The organism is Moraxella marmotae, assembly GCF_042219885.1.
GTDB lineage: Bacteria > Pseudomonadota > Gammaproteobacteria > Pseudomonadales > Moraxellaceae > Moraxella > Moraxella marmotae.
Window position 1 is genome coordinate 2,141,233 of the sequence record NZ_JBHJHR010000002.1, and the last position, 18,450, is coordinate 2,159,682.

General features: G+C 46.0%; 16 protein-coding genes. 5 read left to right on the forward strand and 11 right to left on the reverse strand.

All coding sequences use genetic code 11. The features are described from left to right. Positions 1 to 367: 367 nt before the first annotated feature. From ACFBZI_RS09925 to ACFBZI_RS09945, 5 genes are all read left to right on the forward strand, one after another. Positions 368 to 1,510, forward strand: a complete 1,143-nt coding sequence (locus ACFBZI_RS09925; protein ID WP_375716171.1) for a JmjC domain-containing protein — start codon at positions 368 to 370, stop codon at positions 1,508 to 1,510. 149 nt (positions 1,511 to 1,659) lie between these two features. After that, positions 1,660 to 5,391 carry a DNA polymerase III subunit alpha gene (dnaE, locus tag ACFBZI_RS09930; protein WP_375716172.1) on the forward strand — a complete coding sequence of 1,244 codons (3,732 nt, stop codon included), beginning with the start codon at positions 1,660 to 1,662 and terminating at the stop codon, positions 5,389 to 5,391. Further along, positions 5,391 to 6,260, forward strand: a complete 870-nt coding sequence (locus ACFBZI_RS09935) for an RNA methyltransferase (protein WP_375716173.1) — start codon at positions 5,391 to 5,393, stop codon at positions 6,258 to 6,260. Before dnaE ends, ACFBZI_RS09935 begins: the two co-directional genes overlap by 1 nt. A gap of 353 nt (positions 6,261 to 6,613) precedes the next feature. Next, a complete protein-coding gene (cysE, locus tag ACFBZI_RS09940; RefSeq protein WP_375716174.1) occupies positions 6,614 to 7,432 on the forward strand; it encodes a serine O-acetyltransferase in 819 nt (272 codons plus the stop codon). Positions 7,433 to 7,444: 12 nt separating this feature from the next. After that, positions 7,445 to 7,999 (forward strand): DNA-3-methyladenine glycosylase I, encoded by a 555-nt coding sequence (locus ACFBZI_RS09945; RefSeq protein WP_375716175.1) that lies wholly within the window; start codon positions 7,445 to 7,447, stop codon positions 7,997 to 7,999. A gap of 102 nt (positions 8,000 to 8,101) precedes the next feature. Here the strand turns inward: ACFBZI_RS09945 and lptB are convergent, their stop codons facing one another. From lptB to ACFBZI_RS10000, 11 genes are all read right to left on the reverse strand, one after another. Beyond that, positions 8,102 to 8,827: an LPS export ABC transporter ATP-binding protein gene (lptB, locus tag ACFBZI_RS09950; protein ID WP_375716176.1), complete on the reverse strand. Its 726-nt coding sequence runs from the start codon at positions 8,825 to 8,827 to the stop codon at positions 8,102 to 8,104. Positions 8,828 to 8,836: 9 nt separating this feature from the next. Beyond that, entirely contained in the window at positions 8,837 to 9,364 is a 528-nt protein-coding gene (lptA, locus tag ACFBZI_RS09955; protein WP_375716177.1) for a lipopolysaccharide transport periplasmic protein LptA, read from the reverse strand. Positions 9,365 to 9,401: 37 nt separating this feature from the next. Next, positions 9,402 to 9,980, reverse strand: coding sequence for an LPS export ABC transporter periplasmic protein LptC (gene lptC, locus ACFBZI_RS09960; RefSeq protein WP_375716178.1), 579 nt, complete (start codon positions 9,978 to 9,980; stop codon positions 9,402 to 9,404). Between the two features lie 9 nt (positions 9,981 to 9,989). After that, a complete protein-coding gene (locus ACFBZI_RS09965) occupies positions 9,990 to 10,514 on the reverse strand; it encodes a KdsC family phosphatase (protein ID WP_375716347.1) in 525 nt (174 codons plus the stop codon). 232 nt (positions 10,515 to 10,746) lie between these two features. Continuing rightward, a complete protein-coding gene (locus ACFBZI_RS09970; RefSeq protein WP_375716179.1) occupies positions 10,747 to 11,724 on the reverse strand; it encodes a KpsF/GutQ family sugar-phosphate isomerase in 978 nt (325 codons plus the stop codon). 399 nt (positions 11,725 to 12,123) lie between these two features. Then, positions 12,124 to 12,762, reverse strand: a complete 639-nt coding sequence (gene hfq / locus ACFBZI_RS09975; RefSeq protein ID WP_375716180.1) for an RNA chaperone Hfq — start codon at positions 12,760 to 12,762, stop codon at positions 12,124 to 12,126. A gap of 40 nt (positions 12,763 to 12,802) precedes the next feature. Further along, complete coding sequence (gene miaA, locus ACFBZI_RS09980) at positions 12,803 to 13,969, reverse strand: tRNA (adenosine(37)-N6)-dimethylallyltransferase MiaA (protein ID WP_375716181.1); 1,167 nt, start codon at positions 13,967 to 13,969, stop codon at positions 12,803 to 12,805. Then, positions 13,969 to 14,418 carry a tRNA (adenosine(37)-N6)-threonylcarbamoyltransferase complex ATPase subunit type 1 TsaE gene (gene tsaE / locus ACFBZI_RS09985; RefSeq protein WP_375716182.1) on the reverse strand — a complete coding sequence of 150 codons (450 nt, stop codon included), beginning with the start codon at positions 14,416 to 14,418 and terminating at the stop codon, positions 13,969 to 13,971. Before tsaE ends, miaA begins: the two co-directional genes overlap by 1 nt. Continuing rightward, the gene (locus ACFBZI_RS09990) at positions 14,415 to 15,011 is read right to left on the reverse strand and encodes a 6-pyruvoyl trahydropterin synthase family protein (protein ID WP_375716183.1); all 597 of its coding nucleotides are present in this window, start codon (positions 15,009 to 15,011) and stop codon (positions 14,415 to 14,417) included. The genes tsaE and ACFBZI_RS09990 overlap by 4 nt, the downstream gene beginning before the upstream one ends. A gap of 240 nt (positions 15,012 to 15,251) precedes the next feature. After that, complete coding sequence (locus ACFBZI_RS09995; protein WP_375716184.1) at positions 15,252 to 16,532, reverse strand: saccharopine dehydrogenase family protein; 1,281 nt, start codon at positions 16,530 to 16,532, stop codon at positions 15,252 to 15,254. Positions 16,533 to 16,940: 408 nt separating this feature from the next. Beyond that, positions 16,941 to 18,155, reverse strand: a complete 1,215-nt coding sequence (locus tag ACFBZI_RS10000) for a carboxynorspermidine decarboxylase (protein WP_375716185.1) — start codon at positions 18,153 to 18,155, stop codon at positions 16,941 to 16,943. Between the last annotated feature and the right edge of the window lie 295 nt (positions 18,156 to 18,450).

The window sequence follows — 18,450 nt, forward strand, 5'->3', positions numbered from 1 at the left end:
ACCACTGTAAATTTGCCGCTGTGCTGGTGCTTTTATTGGCTATTGCTGAATTATTCGTTGATCTTAACCAGCCATTGACTGGGCAAATTGCTAAGATTGCCAAGATTGCTAAGACTGATAAAACTGGCAAATTTTGCCAAATCTGGTCAAGTTCAGTCAAATTGTGCCAAATTTCACCAAATTCGGTTAAATTCAGTCAAAAGTGATGAATTTTAGCAAATATCTGACAAATTCTGACAATAGGATTGGTTTTAGACCCAAAAAATTGCTAAACTATAAGGCTGTGTTATTTTACCCATTTATCCATTGCAATTTATCGTAATTTACCCAAAGTTATCTAAAGTTATCCACAAATATCGAGAAAATCATGAACCAAAATACCCCATATTGCCTACCTGCTGGCATGAGCGTTGAGACTTTTTTGGCAGAATATTGGCAAAAAAAACCGCTACTGATTAAGGGCGGTTTGCCAGCATTGGTTGGTATGTTTAAGCCAGAAGATGTACTGGGACTGGCTGTTGAAGATGGCGTATCCGCTCGCTTGATTAGCCAAGATGATGCCAATCCTGAGCAATGGTCGCTCAAATCGTCGCCACTGAGTGAAGATGACATTGACCAAACGCCCAAACTGTGGACAATTTTGGTGCAAAATTTGGAACAATGGTCGCCTGAATTGGGCGAAATGTGGTCGCATTTTGACTTTATTCCCAAATGGCAACAGGACGATATTATGGTGTCGGTCGCTCCACAAGGTGGCTCGGTGGGAGCACATTATGATGAATATGATGTGTTTTTGGCTCAAGGCTATGGCAGACGCCGCTGGATGCTTGGCAAAATGTGCGATGGCGATACGCCTTTTGTGCCAAATCAGCCCATTCGCCTGCTTGATGATATGGGCGAGATTATTTTTGATGAAATTTTAGAAGCTGGCGATGTGCTGTATGTGCCGCCGGGACTTAGCCATCATGGCATCGCCCAAGATGATTGCTTGACTTTTTCGTTCGGTTTTCGCCGCCCAAATCTGGTGCAAATCATCGATGAGATTGCCGATGTCGCCACCAATCACAGCCAGCTGTTTCGTGTGCTGACTTTATCACAAGCCGCCCAAAAAGACGCTTTTGAGCTAAGCAGCCAAAGTATCCAAGCGATGAAATCTGCTCTGCTTGAGCTGCTCAATTCCCCTGCTGGCGATGAGCTGTTTGGCAGTGCCGTGGCAGAGCTGGTCAGTAAACGCCAGTACGAGCTGGTGGCGTTTGATGATGAGTTGAGTGATAATGAGCTAAAAGCACGGCTAAACGATGGCGAATGCCTGCTATTAAATCCTGCTTGCCGCTTTGTGCGTGTGGCAGATGACTGGTATATCAATGGTGAATGCGTCTGTCTGGCTGATGACGAACGCCAATTATTGCTGGCATTGATTGGCGGTGCGGTCATCACTAGTGATGATATTGCCAATCACCTGCCGACACTGTGCCAATGGCTCAATGATAACTGGCTGATTTTGGTTTGATAATTGGCTTGATAACTGATTTTGATAGCTGGTTTTGATAATTAAGCTTAATAATAGTTTTGCCCAATGATGCATCATGGCGGTAAGCTTATTATTTGGTTATTTTAATTAATTTATTGATAGATACTTAACTGATAGATATTGAATTTATGTCATTTGTTCATTTAGGCATTCGTAGCGAATACGCCATCGTTGATTCCATCGTCCGCATCAAACAGCTTGTCAAAGCTGCCGCTGCCGATGGTCAAACTTCGCTGGCATTGGCCGATTATAACAATATGTTTGCGGCGGTGAAGTTTTATAAGGCGTGTATCGGTGCAGGCATCAAGCCCATTTTGGGTGCTGAAGTTGTCATTGGCAATCAGCTGGACAGAGAAGCTGCCGAAGCACGGCAAACGGTCATTTTGTACGCCATGAACAATGACGGCTACCAAAATCTCATGCGGCTGATTTCTGATGCCTACACCGAGCGTCCGATGAATGACCATGGCTCGGTGATTTTTGAGACGCCAGTGATTACTAAGCAGGCCTTGAGTGAGCGTGCCGATGGGCTGATTGCCATTTTGACGCACCGCTCGGAGATTGCCCTGTCTTTGAGGGGCAATCACCCTGATCACGCCTTGCCGCTACTACAAGCGTGGCAAGATATTTTTGGCGACAGGCTATATATTGGTATTCGCCGAGTCAAGGCTGGCGACGATCAATTTAACGAAAATGCCATTATCCAAGCCAGTAAATTGGGCATCGCCATCGTTGCCCATAACGATGTGCGATTTATCAACCCAAGCCCCACAGAAACCAACGACAAAAACGACACCATCAGTACTGACTTTGACGCTCATGAAGCTCGTGTCTGCATCGCCAGCGGTTATGCACTGGATAATGCCAAACGCCCCAGAGAATACACCGAGCTGCAATATTTCAAAAGCCAAGACGAGATGGCGGAGCTGTTTGCCGATTTACCACAAGCCATTGAAAATACTGAGCGGCTTGCCAGTCGCTGCAATGTGACGCTGACGCTTGGTATCAATGTTTTGCCAGATTTCCCCATTCCAGAAGGCGACACCATCGAGACATTTTTTAGAAAAGTCTCTCAAGATGGTCTAAATAAACGCCTTGATAAGCTCTACCCCATCGAGCGGCGTGATGATGATTGGGATAAGATTCGCAAGCCCTATGACGAACGGCTTGAATATGAGCTGGGCATTATCCTAAAAATGGGTTTTCCGGGGTATTTTTTGATCGTGATGGACTTTATCCGCTGGGCAAAGGCCAATGGTGTGCCTGTCGGCCCCGGTCGTGGTTCTGGCGCAGGTTCGCTGGTTGCTTATGCCCTAAACATTACCGACTTAGATCCGCTACGCTATGATTTGCTGTTTGAGCGGTTCTTAAACCCTGAGCGTGTCTCGATGCCTGACTTTGATATTGATTTTTGTATCGAAGGGCGTGATCGAGTGATTGACTATGTCGCCCAAACTTATGGCCGTCAAGCGGTCAGCCAAATCATCACCTTTGGTACGATGGCGGCTCGTGCGGTGGTGCGTGATGTGACTCGTGTGCAAGGCAAGCCGTTTGGTCTGGGCGATCGCATCTCAAAACTTATCCCAAAAACGCCCGGCATCAGTCTGGACGATGCTTTTGATCAAGAATTACAGCTAAAAGATCTTTTAACCAACCCTGAAGCACCTGATCACGATTCGGCAAAAGAAATCTGGGAGATGGCCAAAAAATTAGAAGGCATCACTCGCAATGTCGGCAAGCACGCTGGTGGTGTTCTGATCGCTCCCAACCGCATCAGCGATTTTAGCCCAGTGTATTGCGACAGCGAAGGACATCTAGTCAGCCAGTTTGATAAAGGTGATGTCGAAGATGTCGGCTTGGTCAAATTTGACTTTTTGGGGCTGCGTAACCTGACCGTTATCCAAGCGGCCGTGGATAACATCAACCACACACGCCAGCAGCTGGGGCAAGCACCGATTGATCTAGACGAGCTGCCCCTTGATGATGCTGCCGTTTATGAATCCGTGCTACAAGAAGCCAAAACCACCGCCGTGTTTCAGCTAGAAAGTAGCGGCATGAAAAAATATCTCACCAAACTTAGACCGTCAAATATCGAAGATGTGATTGCGATGTGTGCCTTGTATCGCCCCGGCCCACTGGAATCTGGCATGGTGTCGGACTTTATTGACCGCAAGCACGGCATTCAAGAAGTCGCCTATCCGCACCCACAATTTCAGCACGAGTGGCTCAAGCCGCCTTTGGAATCCACCTACGGCGTCATCGTCTATCAAGAGCAAGTCATGCAAATCGCTCAGGTGCTGGCAGGCTATACCTTGGGCGGTGCCGATATGCTTCGCCGTGCGATGGGTAAGAAAAAACCCGAAGAGATGGCAGCACAACGCAGCAGCTTTGTCGATGGTGCAATTAACCAAAATATTGACGGCGGTTTGGCAGCACAGATTTTTGATTTGGTTGAAAAATTTGCTGGCTACGGCTTTAACAAATCGCACTCAGCCGCCTATGGTGTGCTGGCTTATCAGACCGCTTATCTGAAGCATTATTACCCTGCCGAATTTATGGCGGCGGTTTTGACTTCAGAGATGGATAATACCGACCAGGTGGTTTTTTTGTTGAGTGATTGCAAAGACAATTTCCACCTAAATGTCATTCCGCCAAGCGTCAATCACAGCCAATGGAAATTTGTCGTGCGTGATGCCAAAACCATCGTTTATGGGCTGGGTGCGGTCAAAGGCGTGGGCGAAGAAGCGGTTAATAGCATCGTGCAAGCCAGAAAAGACGGGCCATTTAAGGATTTGTACGATTTTTGTAATCGTGTCGATATCAAAAAAGTCGGCAAGCGTTCCTTGGAAGCCTTGATTAAGGCAGGCTGTTTTGATATTTTGGCAGAAACGCTCAAACCGCATTATCTTGGCGAAAATTTTGATTACAGTTATCAAATTCGCCGTGGTCTGTGGCGGCAGCTGCCCGAAGCCATGGCAGCAGCTGACCAAAACTATCAAAACCGTCTAGCAGGCACAATGGATTTATTTGCCGAAGTGGACGACGGCTTGTCTGTCGCCCCTGTTTTGGAAGATGTGTTTTGGCAGACCCAAGACCGCTTACGCTACGAAGAGCAGACCATTGGGCTGTATTTGACAGGCCACCCACTGGACGAATACCGCAGCGAATTGCCACTATACACCACCGTCAATAGCGTGCTGGATATCAAAGACACTGGCAAAGGTGGCTTTATTTGGATTGCGGGGTTGGTGTTTGATGTGGCATTTTTTGGTGAGCGAGTGGTGGTCAAGATTGACGATGGCAAAGGCCGCCTTGAGATTAGCTGTTATAATGATACCTTTAAAAAGTTTAAAGATGTGCTAACTGCTGGCAAGCGTGTTCCTGCCATTAACGAAGAATATCAACCAGCATATACCAGCAAAGGCGATCGTGAAAATATGACCATCGCCAATGTCGTGGTCGCCAAAATCAGCGTCCGAGAAGGCGACGATGGTCGGCTATTTACTCGGCTGTTACACATTGAGCCGATTGAGCGGGCACGCCTGCGTCGTCTCAAAGAAATTCACATCAAACTGCCTGCCGATAATCAAATGCAGATTGATGGTATTATAAGCCTACTTAAAGAAAACAGCCCACCGCCTGAAGTAATTCGCTACGGCACTTACCCCACATCGGCAGATGATGAGTCGATGGATATCGCTCAAGCGGGCGATTTGTGCGTGCCGATTGCTTTGTATTTATACGATGAATGCAGCATTGGGCGTGTGCAGGTCAATGAGCGATTCCGCATTTATCCAAGCGATTCTAATATCGCCCAACTAAAAACCACCATTGCTGCTGAAAATTTGGTATTTCGCTGATGACAACGACACTTTTACCGCCACCAAATCCGCTGGAGCGTATCCGCATCGTCATGATTGGCACGACGCTGCCTGCCAATATCGGTTCGGCAGCACGAGCATTACACACCATGGGGCTAAGCAACCTTGTGGTGGTCAATCCCCGCCTGCCGATTGATGACAGCAGTTTTGCCAATGCCGCTGGAGCAAAGGATATTTTAAGTAAAACTTACATCACTGACAACCTGCATGATGCCATCGCTGACTGCACGCTGATTTTTGCTGCCAGTGCTCGCAGTCGGCACATGCCAAGACCTGTGGTTAGCCCCAGCACGGCAGCCGATATTGTCAAGCAGCAGTTTAATTTATCCAAACAATTAACAAGCCCATCAGACACGCCAAGTGATTTGTCGCCCAAAGAGCTGCCACAAATTGCCATCTTATTTGGACGAGAAGATCGTGGCTTGACCAACGAAGAGCTGGCACTTGCCAATTATCATATCCAAATCCCCGCCAATCCAGCGTATCCTGTGCTAAATGTCGCCAGTGCCATACAGGTGATTGCCGCCACTTTTTATGACAGGCTTATCCATGCCGAACAAGACGGCATCGCCAGCACCAAGCAAACTCAAGGCGTCGCCCAAGACACGCACACGCTTGCCGTCAGCATTCGCAGCGATTGGGACGAACCTGCCATCACTCACGAGCAAGCGGCCAATCTAAATCACGCCGTCATTGCCCTGATGCAGCGGCTTGGTCTGGCTCATGATGATTCGCTCAAGCATTTGCCCAATCGACTTGCTCGACTTGGCAGCCGCTTACAGCTGGATAAAAAAGAATATGCCCTGCTGCGATCGTTGATTGCCAAAATTGATAAAAAGCTGCCTTAATTAACGATTTATCCACGCTGGCAAGTCTTTTATCAAAGCGATAGTGGCTTTATTATCATCATGGCAATTTGCAGTTTTGATAAATTGGATCAATTGGGCAAACTTGATAAATCAATCATTTGACAAACTGGCTGCATTGACAATTTTCATCATATAAATATGCCAATATTGACTTGATTTACCAAATTATCATCGATATGATGGCAGTAATCCATGAGTTGGATAACAGATAAATTGATCAGTTGATACATTGATACAGATAGCATTGATAAACTTGCACGGCAGCCACCAAGCTATGATAGCCAAACACCATTAAGATTATCTTAAAATTATCAAAATCATCAGGAAAAATTATGCTAAAAAACTTAATCAAATCATTCAATCGCCTAAAAAATGCCATCAATGACGACTTAGAAGCGGTGTTAGAGCGAGACCCTGCCGCTCGCACCAAGCCTGAGATTTTACTTACCTATCCGGGGGTTCACGCTCGCATCATGCATCGTGGGGCGCATGCCCTTTGGAATGCCGATCAAAAATTTATGGCACGAGCATTGTCACATTTTAGCCGCTGCACCACAGGCATCGAGATTCACCCTGCCGCCAAAATCGGCAAGCGTTTGTTCATCGATCACGGCATGGGTGTGGTTATTGGCGAGACTGCCGAGATTGGCGATGATGTTACACTGTATCATGGCGTAACCTTGGGCGGCGTGTCGTGGGAAAAAGGGGCAAAACGCCACCCCACACTTGGCAATAATGTCGTAGTCGGTGCTGGGGCAAAGATTTTGGGTGGCTTTACGGTCGGCCATGATGCCAAAGTTGGCTCCAATGCCGTGGTCGTCAAACCTGTGCCTGCTGGGGCAACGATGGTTGGCAGTGCTGCACGCATGATTGTCAAGGACAAAGAAGACACCACTCCGCCATCTGAGCATCACGCCCAATCCCAAGAGCTGTTTAACGCCTATGGGCTAAAACCCAACGCCAAAGACCCTGTGGCATCTAGCATCGCCGCCCTACTGGCACATATCCAAGCCCAAGATCAGCAAATTTGTGCCTTGATGGCGGCGGTCAAACGCTTAGACCCCAGCTTTAACCCAGAAACCATCAAATCAATCTGCAAAGATGACCTAGATGTGCTAGAGTCTGATGCTGTGATTGATTTTCATATCTGATGCGATAAAAAGATGAACAAACGCTGCTCATGGTGCTTATCCGACCCCACATACATCGCCTATCACGATAACGAATGGGGTAAGCCAATCTATGACGATCAGGCATTATTTGCCTGCCTAAATTTAGAAGCCATGCAATCAGGCCTAAGCTGGATTACCATCTTAAAGCGGCGTGATGGCTATTATCGTGCTTTTGATGATTTTGATGCCCAAAAAATCGCCAATTATGATGATGCCAAAGTCGCCGCCTTAATGCAAGATACTGGCATTATCCGCCATCGTGCTAAGATTCTTGCCATCATTGCCAACGCCAAAGCCTATCTTGCCATCACTGCCAAACAAAGTTTTAGTGATTACCTATGGGGCATCGCCACACCTGATGGCAAGTCTGTGATAAACCATTGGCAAACTCCAGAACAGATCCCTGCCCAAACCGAAATCTCAGCAAAACTTGCCAAGCAACTCAAAAAAGACGGCTTTAAATTCATCGGTGCAACCACCTGCTATGCGTTTATGCAAGCGGTCGGCATGGTCAATGATCATTTGGCAGATTGTGATTTTCGTTAGGTTTTTAAAAATTTTGGTCTAATGGATATTTTTATACTGTAAGTATTTTTAACGGATGTTTTGATTTTAGAATATTAATTCTAACAAACCAATTTAAAAAATTTACACCACAAAATCCTTGCCCAGATACACTTTTCGCACCAATTCATTGGATAAAATCTCATCTTTATTGCCTTCGGCGATAATTGTGCCTTCAGAGACAATGTAGGCTTTTTGACAAATGGATAAAGTCTCACGCACATTGTGATCGGTAATCAGCACGCCAATGCCACGCTGCCGCAGCGTCTCAATCACCTGCATGATGTCGCCCACCGAAATCGGATCGACACCAGCAAATGGCTCATCAAGCAAAATAAACTTAGGATTTGATGCCAAGCAGCGAGCAATCTCACAACGGCGACGCTCACCGCCAGACACGCTCATGCCCAGCGAATGGCGAACATGCTCTAGGTGAAATTCCGCCATCAGTTTTTCCAATTCAGCAGTCTGTTGCACTGCGTTTAGGTCTTTGCGTGTTTGCAAAATCGCCATGATGTTTTGTTCGATGGTCAATTTGCGAAAAATCGATGCTTCTTGTGGCAAATAACCAATGCCTTGGGCGGCACGCTCGTGCATTGCTTTTTTTGAGATGTCAATATCGCCAAGCTTGACCTGCCCTTTGTCCATCGGCACCAAGCCAATCACCATATAAAAACTGGTGGTTTTGCCAGCACCGTTGGGACCCAAAATGCCAACCACTTGCCCCTGCTCAATCTCAAAAGACACATCTTTGACCACCCAGCGTTGCCCATAACGCTTACCCAGATGACGCATTGATAAAGTCGTCATGGTCAAACCCTAGCGTACGCCACGATGTGAGCGAGATTCGCTCGGCGGAAATATCAGCTCAACACGCTGCCCACCGCCAGCATTGGCTTCCACATCACCTTCAGACAGGCTATAACGAATCACATTGCCAGAAAAACTCGAACCTGCTTGGGTCAATTTGGCATTGCCAGTCAAAGTTACAATGCCTGTAACCGCATTATAATCAATGCGATTTGCCTGCCCTTTTGCCAGACCCTTTTCTTGAGTAACCACTTGCTGCATGGTTGCAGGTCGGCCTGTTGCCACAGCGGTTTTGATGCTGCGGTTATTGGTGTCTAAATTGACGGTTAAATTGTCAGCGGCGATTTTTAGCGTGCCTTGCTCGATGGTTACTTTGCCCGAATAAGTGGTTACGCCAGTGCGATCGCTATAAGTGGCACGGTCGGCAAGCAGGCGAATTGGTTGGTTAGCGTCCGATGGCAATGCCGCTGCAATCATTGGCGTACTGACAATGCACGCCAAAAATAAAGATTTGACAAATACAGATTGATTAAACATACAAAACCCTAAATCTTTTTGTAAGTGATGGCTAAAATTATTGTAACAATGGCTTGTTTTGGCGTTTTGGTGCATCAAACAGCACTTCGATATGATCAAATTCATAATCGCCAGTTTGCAAATTTGCCGAAAATCCTGCCGCTTTGAATTTGTCATCGCCTTGGGTAACTGTCAAAGGCTCTTGGCTGCTCACCGTGCGTGTTTTGGTGTTGCCAGTCAAACTGTTGCCAACAATCACCAGCTCAGGCTTGTCGGCAGTGGCTTGACGCACCAATTGAAAACCCTTGGATAACAAAATATCGCCAGTACTTTGGGTAAAAATCGCCCCAGTGGCAGTCAGGACATATTTTTCCCCTGATGGCGGCTGCCAGTTCATCGTCGCCCCACGCAGCTCATCTTGGCCATCGGCGTTTTGTACCAGTGAATCGGCGGTCAAGGTGTATTCAGTCTCGCCAGTTTCAGGACTGGTCTGCACGGCACTGATTTGGGTAACTTCAGCACTGGCGACAGGTGCTTTGGGTAAAGCAGGTTTTACTTCGACATCTTCTTGATAAAAAAACCACACCGCCACCGCCAAAGCCATCACGCCAAGCACGCTTAATATGCGAATATTCATGCCGTCGCCTTATTCAAACTTAGCAAGAAATGCCGCAAAGTTATCCTGTGCCTGCAAAATCAGTTCGCACGCTTCACGCACCGCTCCATTGCCGCCAGTGCGAGCGGTTACATAGTCCGCCACCGCTTGGGTTTGTGGGCAAGCATTCGCCACACTGATGCCCAGCCCTGCCATTTTGACCGCTTTCAAATCTGGCAAATCATCACCCATATAGGCACATTCAGACAGTGTCAAACCCAGCTCATCTGCCAAAGCTGTCAATGCTGTGTATTTGTCATCACGGCCTTGGATAATGTGAGCAATGCCCAACTCTTTGGCACGGCGATCCACCATCGGCGATGTTCTCCCTGTGATAATCGCCAAAATCACGCCAGACTCACGCACCGCCTGCAAACCTACGCCATCTTGTACAAAAAATGCTTTGGTTTCAACATCATATGAGTTATAAATAATCTTGCCATCGGTCAATACGCCGTCCACGTCCATGGCAAACAGCTTGATATTTTTAGCTTTTTGAAAAATTGCGTCGTTCATCATTACTATCTGAATTTAAATGGTTGATTAAGTATAAATGAATATTTTGTTATCTGACAATGGATTTTATCACTGATTTTGGCACAATGCTCACAACGCTTGGCTATGATTGATTGATAAAATTAATTGATAAAACTCTTAAATTGATAAAACCAACCAAATTGCCCATGTCGAATTTGTTTCAATCCATCATATCAGTCATTATATCAATTCATATTTTATCAAGTTAAAATTAACTTACGCCAGCTTTTAGCAAATCATGAATGCTGATTACGCCTACCAGTTTTTTGTCATCAACCACCAACAATTGACTGATGCCATTTTCATTCATCAGCGTCAGAGCATCAGATGCTCGCATTTGTTTATCGATGGTTTTGGGTGTTTTGGTCATCAGCTCGCCAATTTTTGCCGATAAATTGGTCTGCTGTGCCAATTTGCGGCGTAAATCGCCATCGGTAAAAATCCCTACAACTTCGTCCAAATCATCAAGCACCACCGCCAAACCCAAGCGTCCGCCAGTCATCACAAATAGGCTGTCGTTTAGGCTGGCGTGCTGATTGACCGTTGGCAAGTTGTCGGTGTGCATCACATCTTGGACACGAGTCAAAAGCCTACGCCCCAACGCCCCCGCAGGGTGCGACAGTGCAAAATCAGTGCTGGTAAAGCCTCGAGCGTGTAACAATGCCACCGCCAAAGCATCACCCAATGCCAAAGTCGCCGTGGTGCTGGAAGTTGGTGCCAAGCCCAAAGGACAAGCCTCGTCGGACAAACCCAAAGTCAAAGCAATGTCCGCCGATTTTGGCAATACGCCCCGCTTATCACGGCTGATGCTAATGAGCGGAATGTTGAGCTGTTTGACCACTGGCAAAAGCATGCGGATTTCGTCCGACTCGCCAGAATTTGAGATGGCAATCAGCACATCGCCTGACACCAACATGCCCAAATCGCCATGCCCTGCTTCACCCGGGTGCATAAAAAACGCTGGCGTGCCAGTTGATGCAAAGGTTGCTGCAATCTTGCGTCCAATATGCCCAGATTTACCCATGCCAGTCACCACCACACGGCCTGAACACGCCAAAATCGTCCGACACGCCTGCACAAACCGTTCATCAAGCTCTTGGATTAGCAAATCCAACGCTCGCTGCTCGGTACGAATGGCGGTGATGGCGTCATGGATAAAGTCTGTCGGTTGCAAATTGGTCTTGGTCATCGCTGATACAGCCCATCAAATCGTCAAAATTTATGGCTCATGATAGCATATTTTTGGGTGGGATTTGGTGGTATTTTGGTGATTTTTTACTTCTAATCAGCAAATTTATCTTTATTCAATCGGCATTCAATCAACACTCAATCGGCATTTGCCAAAACCCACAACAATCAATTAAACCAATCCAGAACAAATCCGCCAAACAGCCAATACAAAACTTGCACGGCAACCAAAGCTGTCGTGCAAGCCAAATTAAATTTTAATCAAGTTATTTTAATCGATTTTTTGATGATTATTTAATTTTTATTGAATAATTATTGATAACCATTTAATAACTGCGTGATCATCAAACCCATTATTTTAATTATCAAATCAGCAAAATCTGACAATCACTTGCCAAAATCACTCATCAAAATTGTCATCATCGCCAAATCTGCCTTCGGTTTTTTTGTCAAAACCTGAGCGGTTAAAATTGCGAGTGTCGTTGCTTTCAAATGCTTTGCCATCAAAGCCACGCTCTTCAAAACCAGCACGATCAAAGCCTTGACGCTCAAAACCCAAACCGCCACGCTCAAAGCCAGATTGACCCATGCCAGACATTGAGCCGCCCTGATAACCCATATTGGCACGATCAAAGCCTTGACGCTCAAAGCCAGATTGTGGCGTGCGAGTAAAGCCGCCTTGTGGACGAGAGCCGCTTTGATAATTCATGCTTGGACGCTCAAACCCTTGACGCTCAAAGCCGCTGCCTTGATAAGTACCGCTACTCATCACACCAACATTACCGCCTTGATAACCGCCAGTCGCTGGGCTAGGCGTTGCACTGCCTTCGGTGCGTGGGTTGCGTGTTGGCACTACCGTTGAGATGGCGTGCTTGTACACCATTTGGCTGACTGTGTTTTTTAGCAAAACCACATATTGGTCAAAAGATTCAATTTGCCCTTGTAGCTTAATGCCATTGACCAAAAAAATTGACACAGGAATACGATCTTTACGCAGGGCATTCAAAAATGGATCTTGCAAGGTTTGTCCTTTTGACATAAGTCTCTCCGGTTAAAATAGCTAAGCAATGCAAATGATTTCAGTCCCAACTGGGCGATTGCAAAAGTTGCTGTTCTACTTGTTGTATGCTATCAAACGATACTATTGTTAAATTGGTTATTGTTGGTTTATCAAGCAAGGTCAGCTGTCTTAGCCAAGTGTACTGACGCTTGGCAAGCTGCCTTGTTGCATATAATGCCTTATTTTTCATATCTTGACAAGCCAAATTCCCTATGTTGGGCGTGGTTTTTTGGGATTTTTTGTTAAAATTGTTAAAAATGGCTGAATTTTGGGAATTTTTGCCAGTTTTTTGGGTGTTTTGCTCAGTTTGGGCGTGGTGTTGAGCATGATAATCTTGATAATATGGCATCAGTCCTGCATGATTGACCAGACAAGGGTGGCAAGTTGCCGCCAAATATTCCAGCACTTGCCGATAGCCGACCGCACGCATCGCTGGCATATCCGCTGTCAAATCAGGATAGCGATTGATCAGCTCAATCACTTCCGCCACAAACCCCTGCGACCACATCAAATCCAGCCGCTGCTCGATGCGTTCGTGCAACCACGCTCGATCAGGCATAACGATGATGCCGTACCATTGCCATTTTGGGTCGTGGCTTAGGGCGATTTTTGGCAAATCTTGCCATTGGCTCATGCACCGCCCTGTTTGTAGATGCACTTCGACCGCTCGAGTAATTCGCTGCGTGTCCGACGGCCCAAGTTTTTGGCAAATGGCAGGATCGTGCTGTTTTAGATAATCGTACAAGGCTTGGTTGCCTTGTGTATCTTTCCACACCTTAACCTGCTCACGAATCGCAGAATCGGTCTCTGGCACGCTAGAAATGCCGTCAAGCAGTGCCATATAATACATCATCGTACCGCCCACCAACAGCGGAATTTTACCACGCTGATGAATCTGCCCAATCAGCCGTTCGGTGTCGCTGACAAAATTTGCCACGCTATAACTGTCGGTCGGTGCGATAATATCCACCAAATGATGGGGAAATTGTCGCAGCTCGCTGGGGCTTGGCTTGGCAGTGCCGATATTCATACCACGATAAATCAACGCACTGTCCACCGAAATCAGCTCAAAACGCCCTGTTTGATACAGTTTAAATGCCAAATCGGTCTTACCGCTGGCCGTTGGCGACATCAGGCAAACCACGCTGTTATCAGGCAAATCTTGGTAATTGGACAATGCCGCCATCAAACCGCCCCCAAGCCAGTCAGCTGCACACGGCGACTGTCGTCATCACAGCGGACGATGTCAATGCGATAATCAGGCGGCGGCAATACTTGCTCAGCACGGCTTGCCCACTCGATAATTACCAGGCTGTTTGGCTCATCAAAATATTCAAAAAACCCAATAAAATCAAGCTCTTCGGCATCGTTTAGCCGATACAAATCGGCATGATAAACAGATCTTGGCTCACCGCCTGCTCCAGCGATGCGGTACGGCTCAACCAAAGTATAAGTTGGGCTTTTTACCGCCCCTTGGTGTCCCATCGCTTGCAGCCAATAACGCACCAAAGTAGTCTTACCCGCCCCCAAATCACCCGACAGCCAAACACTGCCCGTCAAATTCATCTGTGCCAAAGTATGGGCAAGTGCTTGGGTGTCAGCTTCACTGGCTAAAGTTAATGTTTGCACGCTCATACTTGAACCTGCTGTACGGCCACAGGATTATAAAATTTCTCGCCGCTGATTAATTTGTCATACATTTGGCCATCTTGCCATTCGGCTTTGATTTGTTCGCTAAATTCAAAATTGGTCAATGCCAACACACCCATTTGGGCATTTTCGACATCTTGGCGAAAACACTGGGCATAACCTGTCGCCGTCTCGTGGACAATCACCGAATAAACGCTGACATCGCTTTCGCCATTTTGCATTTGGGTTTGTTTTAAAATCGCATCTGCCCAAAAAAATATCACACGGCTAAACTGCTCTGCCGATGGCGAAACAGGCAAGCTCACCCAGCGAGAGCTAAACTGTTTGCAGGCTGTGATATAGTCTGGATTATCTTTATTCCAAAAAGTGATGGCATGATCAAAGCTGTCGATGATGTCTTTGATGTGGCTTTTTAATAAGCCAAAATCATACACCATCTGCCCATGATCCAAGCGATCTGCCTGCAAAATCAGCTCCACTTGATAGCTGTGTCCATGAATGGAATATTTGCAGCGATCGGACGAGCAGTTACGCACGATGTGAGCATTTTCAAATTTAAACAGTTTGCGGATTCGCATAATTGACCTTTTGTCGTGTTATTTGTCGTGTTGTCTGAAATTCATGGCAATAATTTATGGCAATTATACCACAACCACACCAAGCCGAACAAAAACAAAACACACCAACAGTGATGTGTTTTGTTTATTTGTTTTATCAGCTCTCGGCTGATGGCTGATAACTGCCGCTAATCGGTTTGTGAAATTTTAATCATTTAGTCAAATTACAATACAATTTAGCAAAATGATTATTAAAATCCATCACAAGGCATACTCAAGTAGCTCATCACCATCTGGGCGGCTGATGCGTGTTGGTAAGCCCATATTGTTGAGCAGATTGATAAATGGGCGAGCGTCCAGCTCTTCGACATTGACCATCGTGCTGACATTCCACTCGCCTGTGGCAATCAGCAAGGCGGCGGCAACTGGTGGCACGCCTGCAGTGTATGAGATGCCTTGGCTGCCAACTTCGGCATAAGCGTCTTGGTGATCGGCGATATTATAAATAAAAATCTCTTGCTCATCGCCGTCTTTTTTGCCTTTGACTTTGTTGCCAATGCAAGTTTTGCCCTGATAATTTGCCGCCAAACTCGATGGATCTGGCAGCACCGCCTTGACCACTTTTAGCGGCACAACTTCCAAACCTTCGGCAGTAACCACAGGCTGCTCGGACAAAAGACCCAGATTTTTTAGCACGCCAAAAACATTCATATAATGCTCACCAAAACCCATCCAAAAACGAATGTTTGGCACATTTAGGTTTTTGTGCAGTGAGTGCAGCTCATCATGGCCACTCAGGTAGCTGTTTTGGACACCGACCACGGGCAAGTCATCACTGCGTTTGACTTCAAACATTTGATTGGTCTGCCATTGGCGATTTTGCCACGAATACACCACGCCAGTGAACTCACGAAAATTAATCTCAGGATCAAAATTGGTGGCAAAATACTTGCCATGACTACCTGCGTTAATGTCAATAATATCAATATCGGTAACGCTGTCTTTGTCAAAATATTCCACGCCCAAGCGAGCATAAGCATTGACCACGCCGGGGTCAAATCCCACGCCCAAAATCGCCGTTACGCCTGCGTTTTTAAAGGCATCTTTCTTTTTCCATTCATAATTGGCATACCACGGCGGTGCTTCGCAAATCTTGCTTGGGTCTTCATAAATCGCCGTATCCAAATAATGCGTCTTGGTCTGGATACAAGCGTCCATCACGCTCATATTGACAAATGGCGAGCCAACATTAATCACAATATCCGCCGAAATTTGCTCAATCAGCCGAGCGACCGCTTGCGTATCTAGTGCATCGACAGCGTGCGTATGTAGCACCGCTGGACGCTTAAAACTGCCCTTTTCGGCGACGCTTTGAGCGATGGCGTCACATTTTTGCAAGGTGCGTGATGCGATATGAATCTCGCCAAAAATATCGTTTGCCATCGCACATTTGTGGGCGACGACCTGTGCCACACCACCTGCACCGATAATCAATACATTGTTTGCAGGCGTGTTGGTTTGTGTCTGATTGATTGTACTCATAAATCCTCCTTAGTGTCCTGCTTGTGGACTTATCAAGTTTTGTGCATGAATTAAAAGGAAGACTTCAAGGAAAACTCATGCACCCGAATGTTTTTTGTCAAAGATTGCCAAAATTGCCAATTTATCAATTTGCCAATTCGCCAATTTTTAATCTTAATTTAAAATCAAATCAGCTGGGTTAAAATTAGCAACCGCAGCGACCATTGTTATGGCAGATTGTGGCAAATGATGCAATAATGGCAAATTTTGTCTAAACAACAAAGCTGTCAATAATAGCGATTTTTTGGCGTTTTTTCAACCATTTGCCCAATTTTTGCGACTTTTGGCGGTTTTTTGGCAAATTTAATAAAATTGGTAAAATTAGCAAAATTTACCAAAAGCCGATAAATTTAAGAAAATTTAATAAGTTTAGGACAAACTATCTTTATAATCTGCATAATCAAATTGCCGCTGTACGCTGATTTCGCCATTTTCACGGATAATCACAATCGCTGGCATATCCACGCCATTAAACCAATTTTTCTTAACCATGGTGTAAGCGGCGGCATTGCCAAAAGCGACTTTATCACCAACTTTAAGCGGCTCATTCAGCGGATAATCGCCAAAAATATCGCCCGCCAAGCACGATTTGCCATAGATACGCACCGAATGCTCATCTGCCGTTACGCCATCAAAATCACCGCCTGCGATGGCGTATGGCGTATCATTGACATAGGCAAGCGGTGCCGATTGACGATAAATCAACAAATCAAGCATATGTGCTTCAATGGACGCATCAACCACCGCCAAGGGCTTGCCGTTGTGCAATGTGTCTAGCACGCTAGTCACCAATACCGCCCCTTGGTGTACCGATGCTTCGCCCGGCTCTAAGTAAATTTGCACGCCGTATTTATCAGAAAAATCCTTTAAGCAATCAATAAAATCCTGCAGCGGATAATCAGGGTCAATATAATGAATGCCACCACCAAAGCTGATCCACTGCAAGCGATGAAACAGCGGTGCAAAACGGCTCTCGATGTCTTGCAGGCTTTGGCTAAATGCCGCAAAATCATTGTTTTCACAATTATTATGAATCATCACGCCAGTAATCTCGTCCGCCACCGCCATGATTTTGTCCAGTTCATGCTCTCCCAGACGACTAAATGGTCTGGCAGGATCGGCGATGACAAATGATGAATTGCTGGTTTGTGGGTTTAGACGCAGTCCCACGGCGATGCCCCTGTCTTTGGCTTTTTGACCAAAGCGTATCAATTGGTTGATAGAATTAAAGATAATCTTATCAGCATAGTTTAGCACTTCGTCAATTTCATGATCGGCATATGCCACACTATAAGCATGCGTCTCGCCACCAAAGCACTCTTTGCCCAGTCGCACTTCATTCAGTGATGACGATGTCGTGCCGTCCAAAAACGGACGCATGGCATCAAACACCCCCCAAGTGGCAAAGCATTTGAGTGCCAACAATGCCTTTGCCCCTGATGCTTGGCAAACTTGCTGGCTGATTTTTAGATTGTCAATAATTGCTCGCTCATCAAGCAGATAATACGGCGTTTGCAGTGTATCTAAAATCTGTTTTTGCTCTTGGCTAAGTCTGTCAAAAAATGGCTCAGTCGCTAAATTCATGCGTTTTTCCTTTTAACTGTCGCTATGGTAAATATATCAAAATGTATCATCAACAAATGGCTTATTTTAACAAAATTTTGCCGCACGATTGATAAATAATTGACAAATAGTTGGCAAATCATTGACAGGTTATTGGTGAATTATTGGTAAATGCCAACAAAAACAGCAAAGCCAATGGCAAAAATCCCACCATTTCATCACAAATCATCGCAAGTGATTGTAAATTCATCATAAATCCATCGCACAACCCATCTGGCTACAAAAACTTACCGAGCAAATACACATCTTTTATCAA

Bases quoted from the DNA above. Each gene is read 5' to 3' on its own strand.
- ACFBZI_RS09925 (WP_375716171.1), top strand. From the start codon at position 368: ATGAACCAAAATACCCCATATTGCCTACCTGCTGGCATGAGCGTTGAG.
- dnaE (WP_375716172.1), top strand. From the start codon at position 1,660: ATGTCATTTGTTCATTTAGGCATTCGTAGCGAATACGCCATCGTTGAT.
- ACFBZI_RS09935 (WP_375716173.1), top strand. From the start codon at position 5,391: ATGACAACGACACTTTTACCGCCACCAAATCCGCTGGAGCGTATCCGC.
- cysE (WP_375716174.1), top strand. From the start codon at position 6,614: ATGCTAAAAAACTTAATCAAATCATTCAATCGCCTAAAAAATGCCATC.
- ACFBZI_RS09945 (WP_375716175.1), top strand. From the start codon at position 7,445: ATGAACAAACGCTGCTCATGGTGCTTATCCGACCCCACATACATCGCC.
- lptB (WP_375716176.1), bottom strand. From the start codon at position 8,827: ATGACGACTTTATCAATGCGTCATCTGGGTAAGCGTTATGGGCAACGC.
- lptA (WP_375716177.1), bottom strand. From the start codon at position 9,364: ATGTTTAATCAATCTGTATTTGTCAAATCTTTATTTTTGGCGTGCATT.
- lptC (WP_375716178.1), bottom strand. From the start codon at position 9,980: ATGAATATTCGCATATTAAGCGTGCTTGGCGTGATGGCTTTGGCGGTG.
- ACFBZI_RS09965 (WP_375716347.1), bottom strand. From the start codon at position 10,514: ATGAACGACGCAATTTTTCAAAAAGCTAAAAATATCAAGCTGTTTGCC.
- ACFBZI_RS09970 (WP_375716179.1), bottom strand. From the start codon at position 11,724: ATGACCAAGACCAATTTGCAACCGACAGACTTTATCCATGACGCCATC.
- hfq (WP_375716180.1), bottom strand. From the start codon at position 12,762: ATGTCAAAAGGACAAACCTTGCAAGATCCATTTTTGAATGCCCTGCGT.
- miaA (WP_375716181.1), bottom strand. From the start codon at position 13,969: ATGGCGGCATTGTCCAATTACCAAGATTTGCCTGATAACAGCGTGGTT.
- tsaE (WP_375716182.1), bottom strand. From the start codon at position 14,418: ATGAGCGTGCAAACATTAACTTTAGCCAGTGAAGCTGACACCCAAGCA.
- ACFBZI_RS09990 (WP_375716183.1), bottom strand. From the start codon at position 15,011: ATGCGAATCCGCAAACTGTTTAAATTTGAAAATGCTCACATCGTGCGT.
- ACFBZI_RS09995 (WP_375716184.1), bottom strand. From the start codon at position 16,532: ATGAGTACAATCAATCAGACACAAACCAACACGCCTGCAAACAATGTA.
- ACFBZI_RS10000 (WP_375716185.1), bottom strand. From the start codon at position 18,155: ATGAATTTAGCGACTGAGCCATTTTTTGACAGACTTAGCCAAGAGCAA.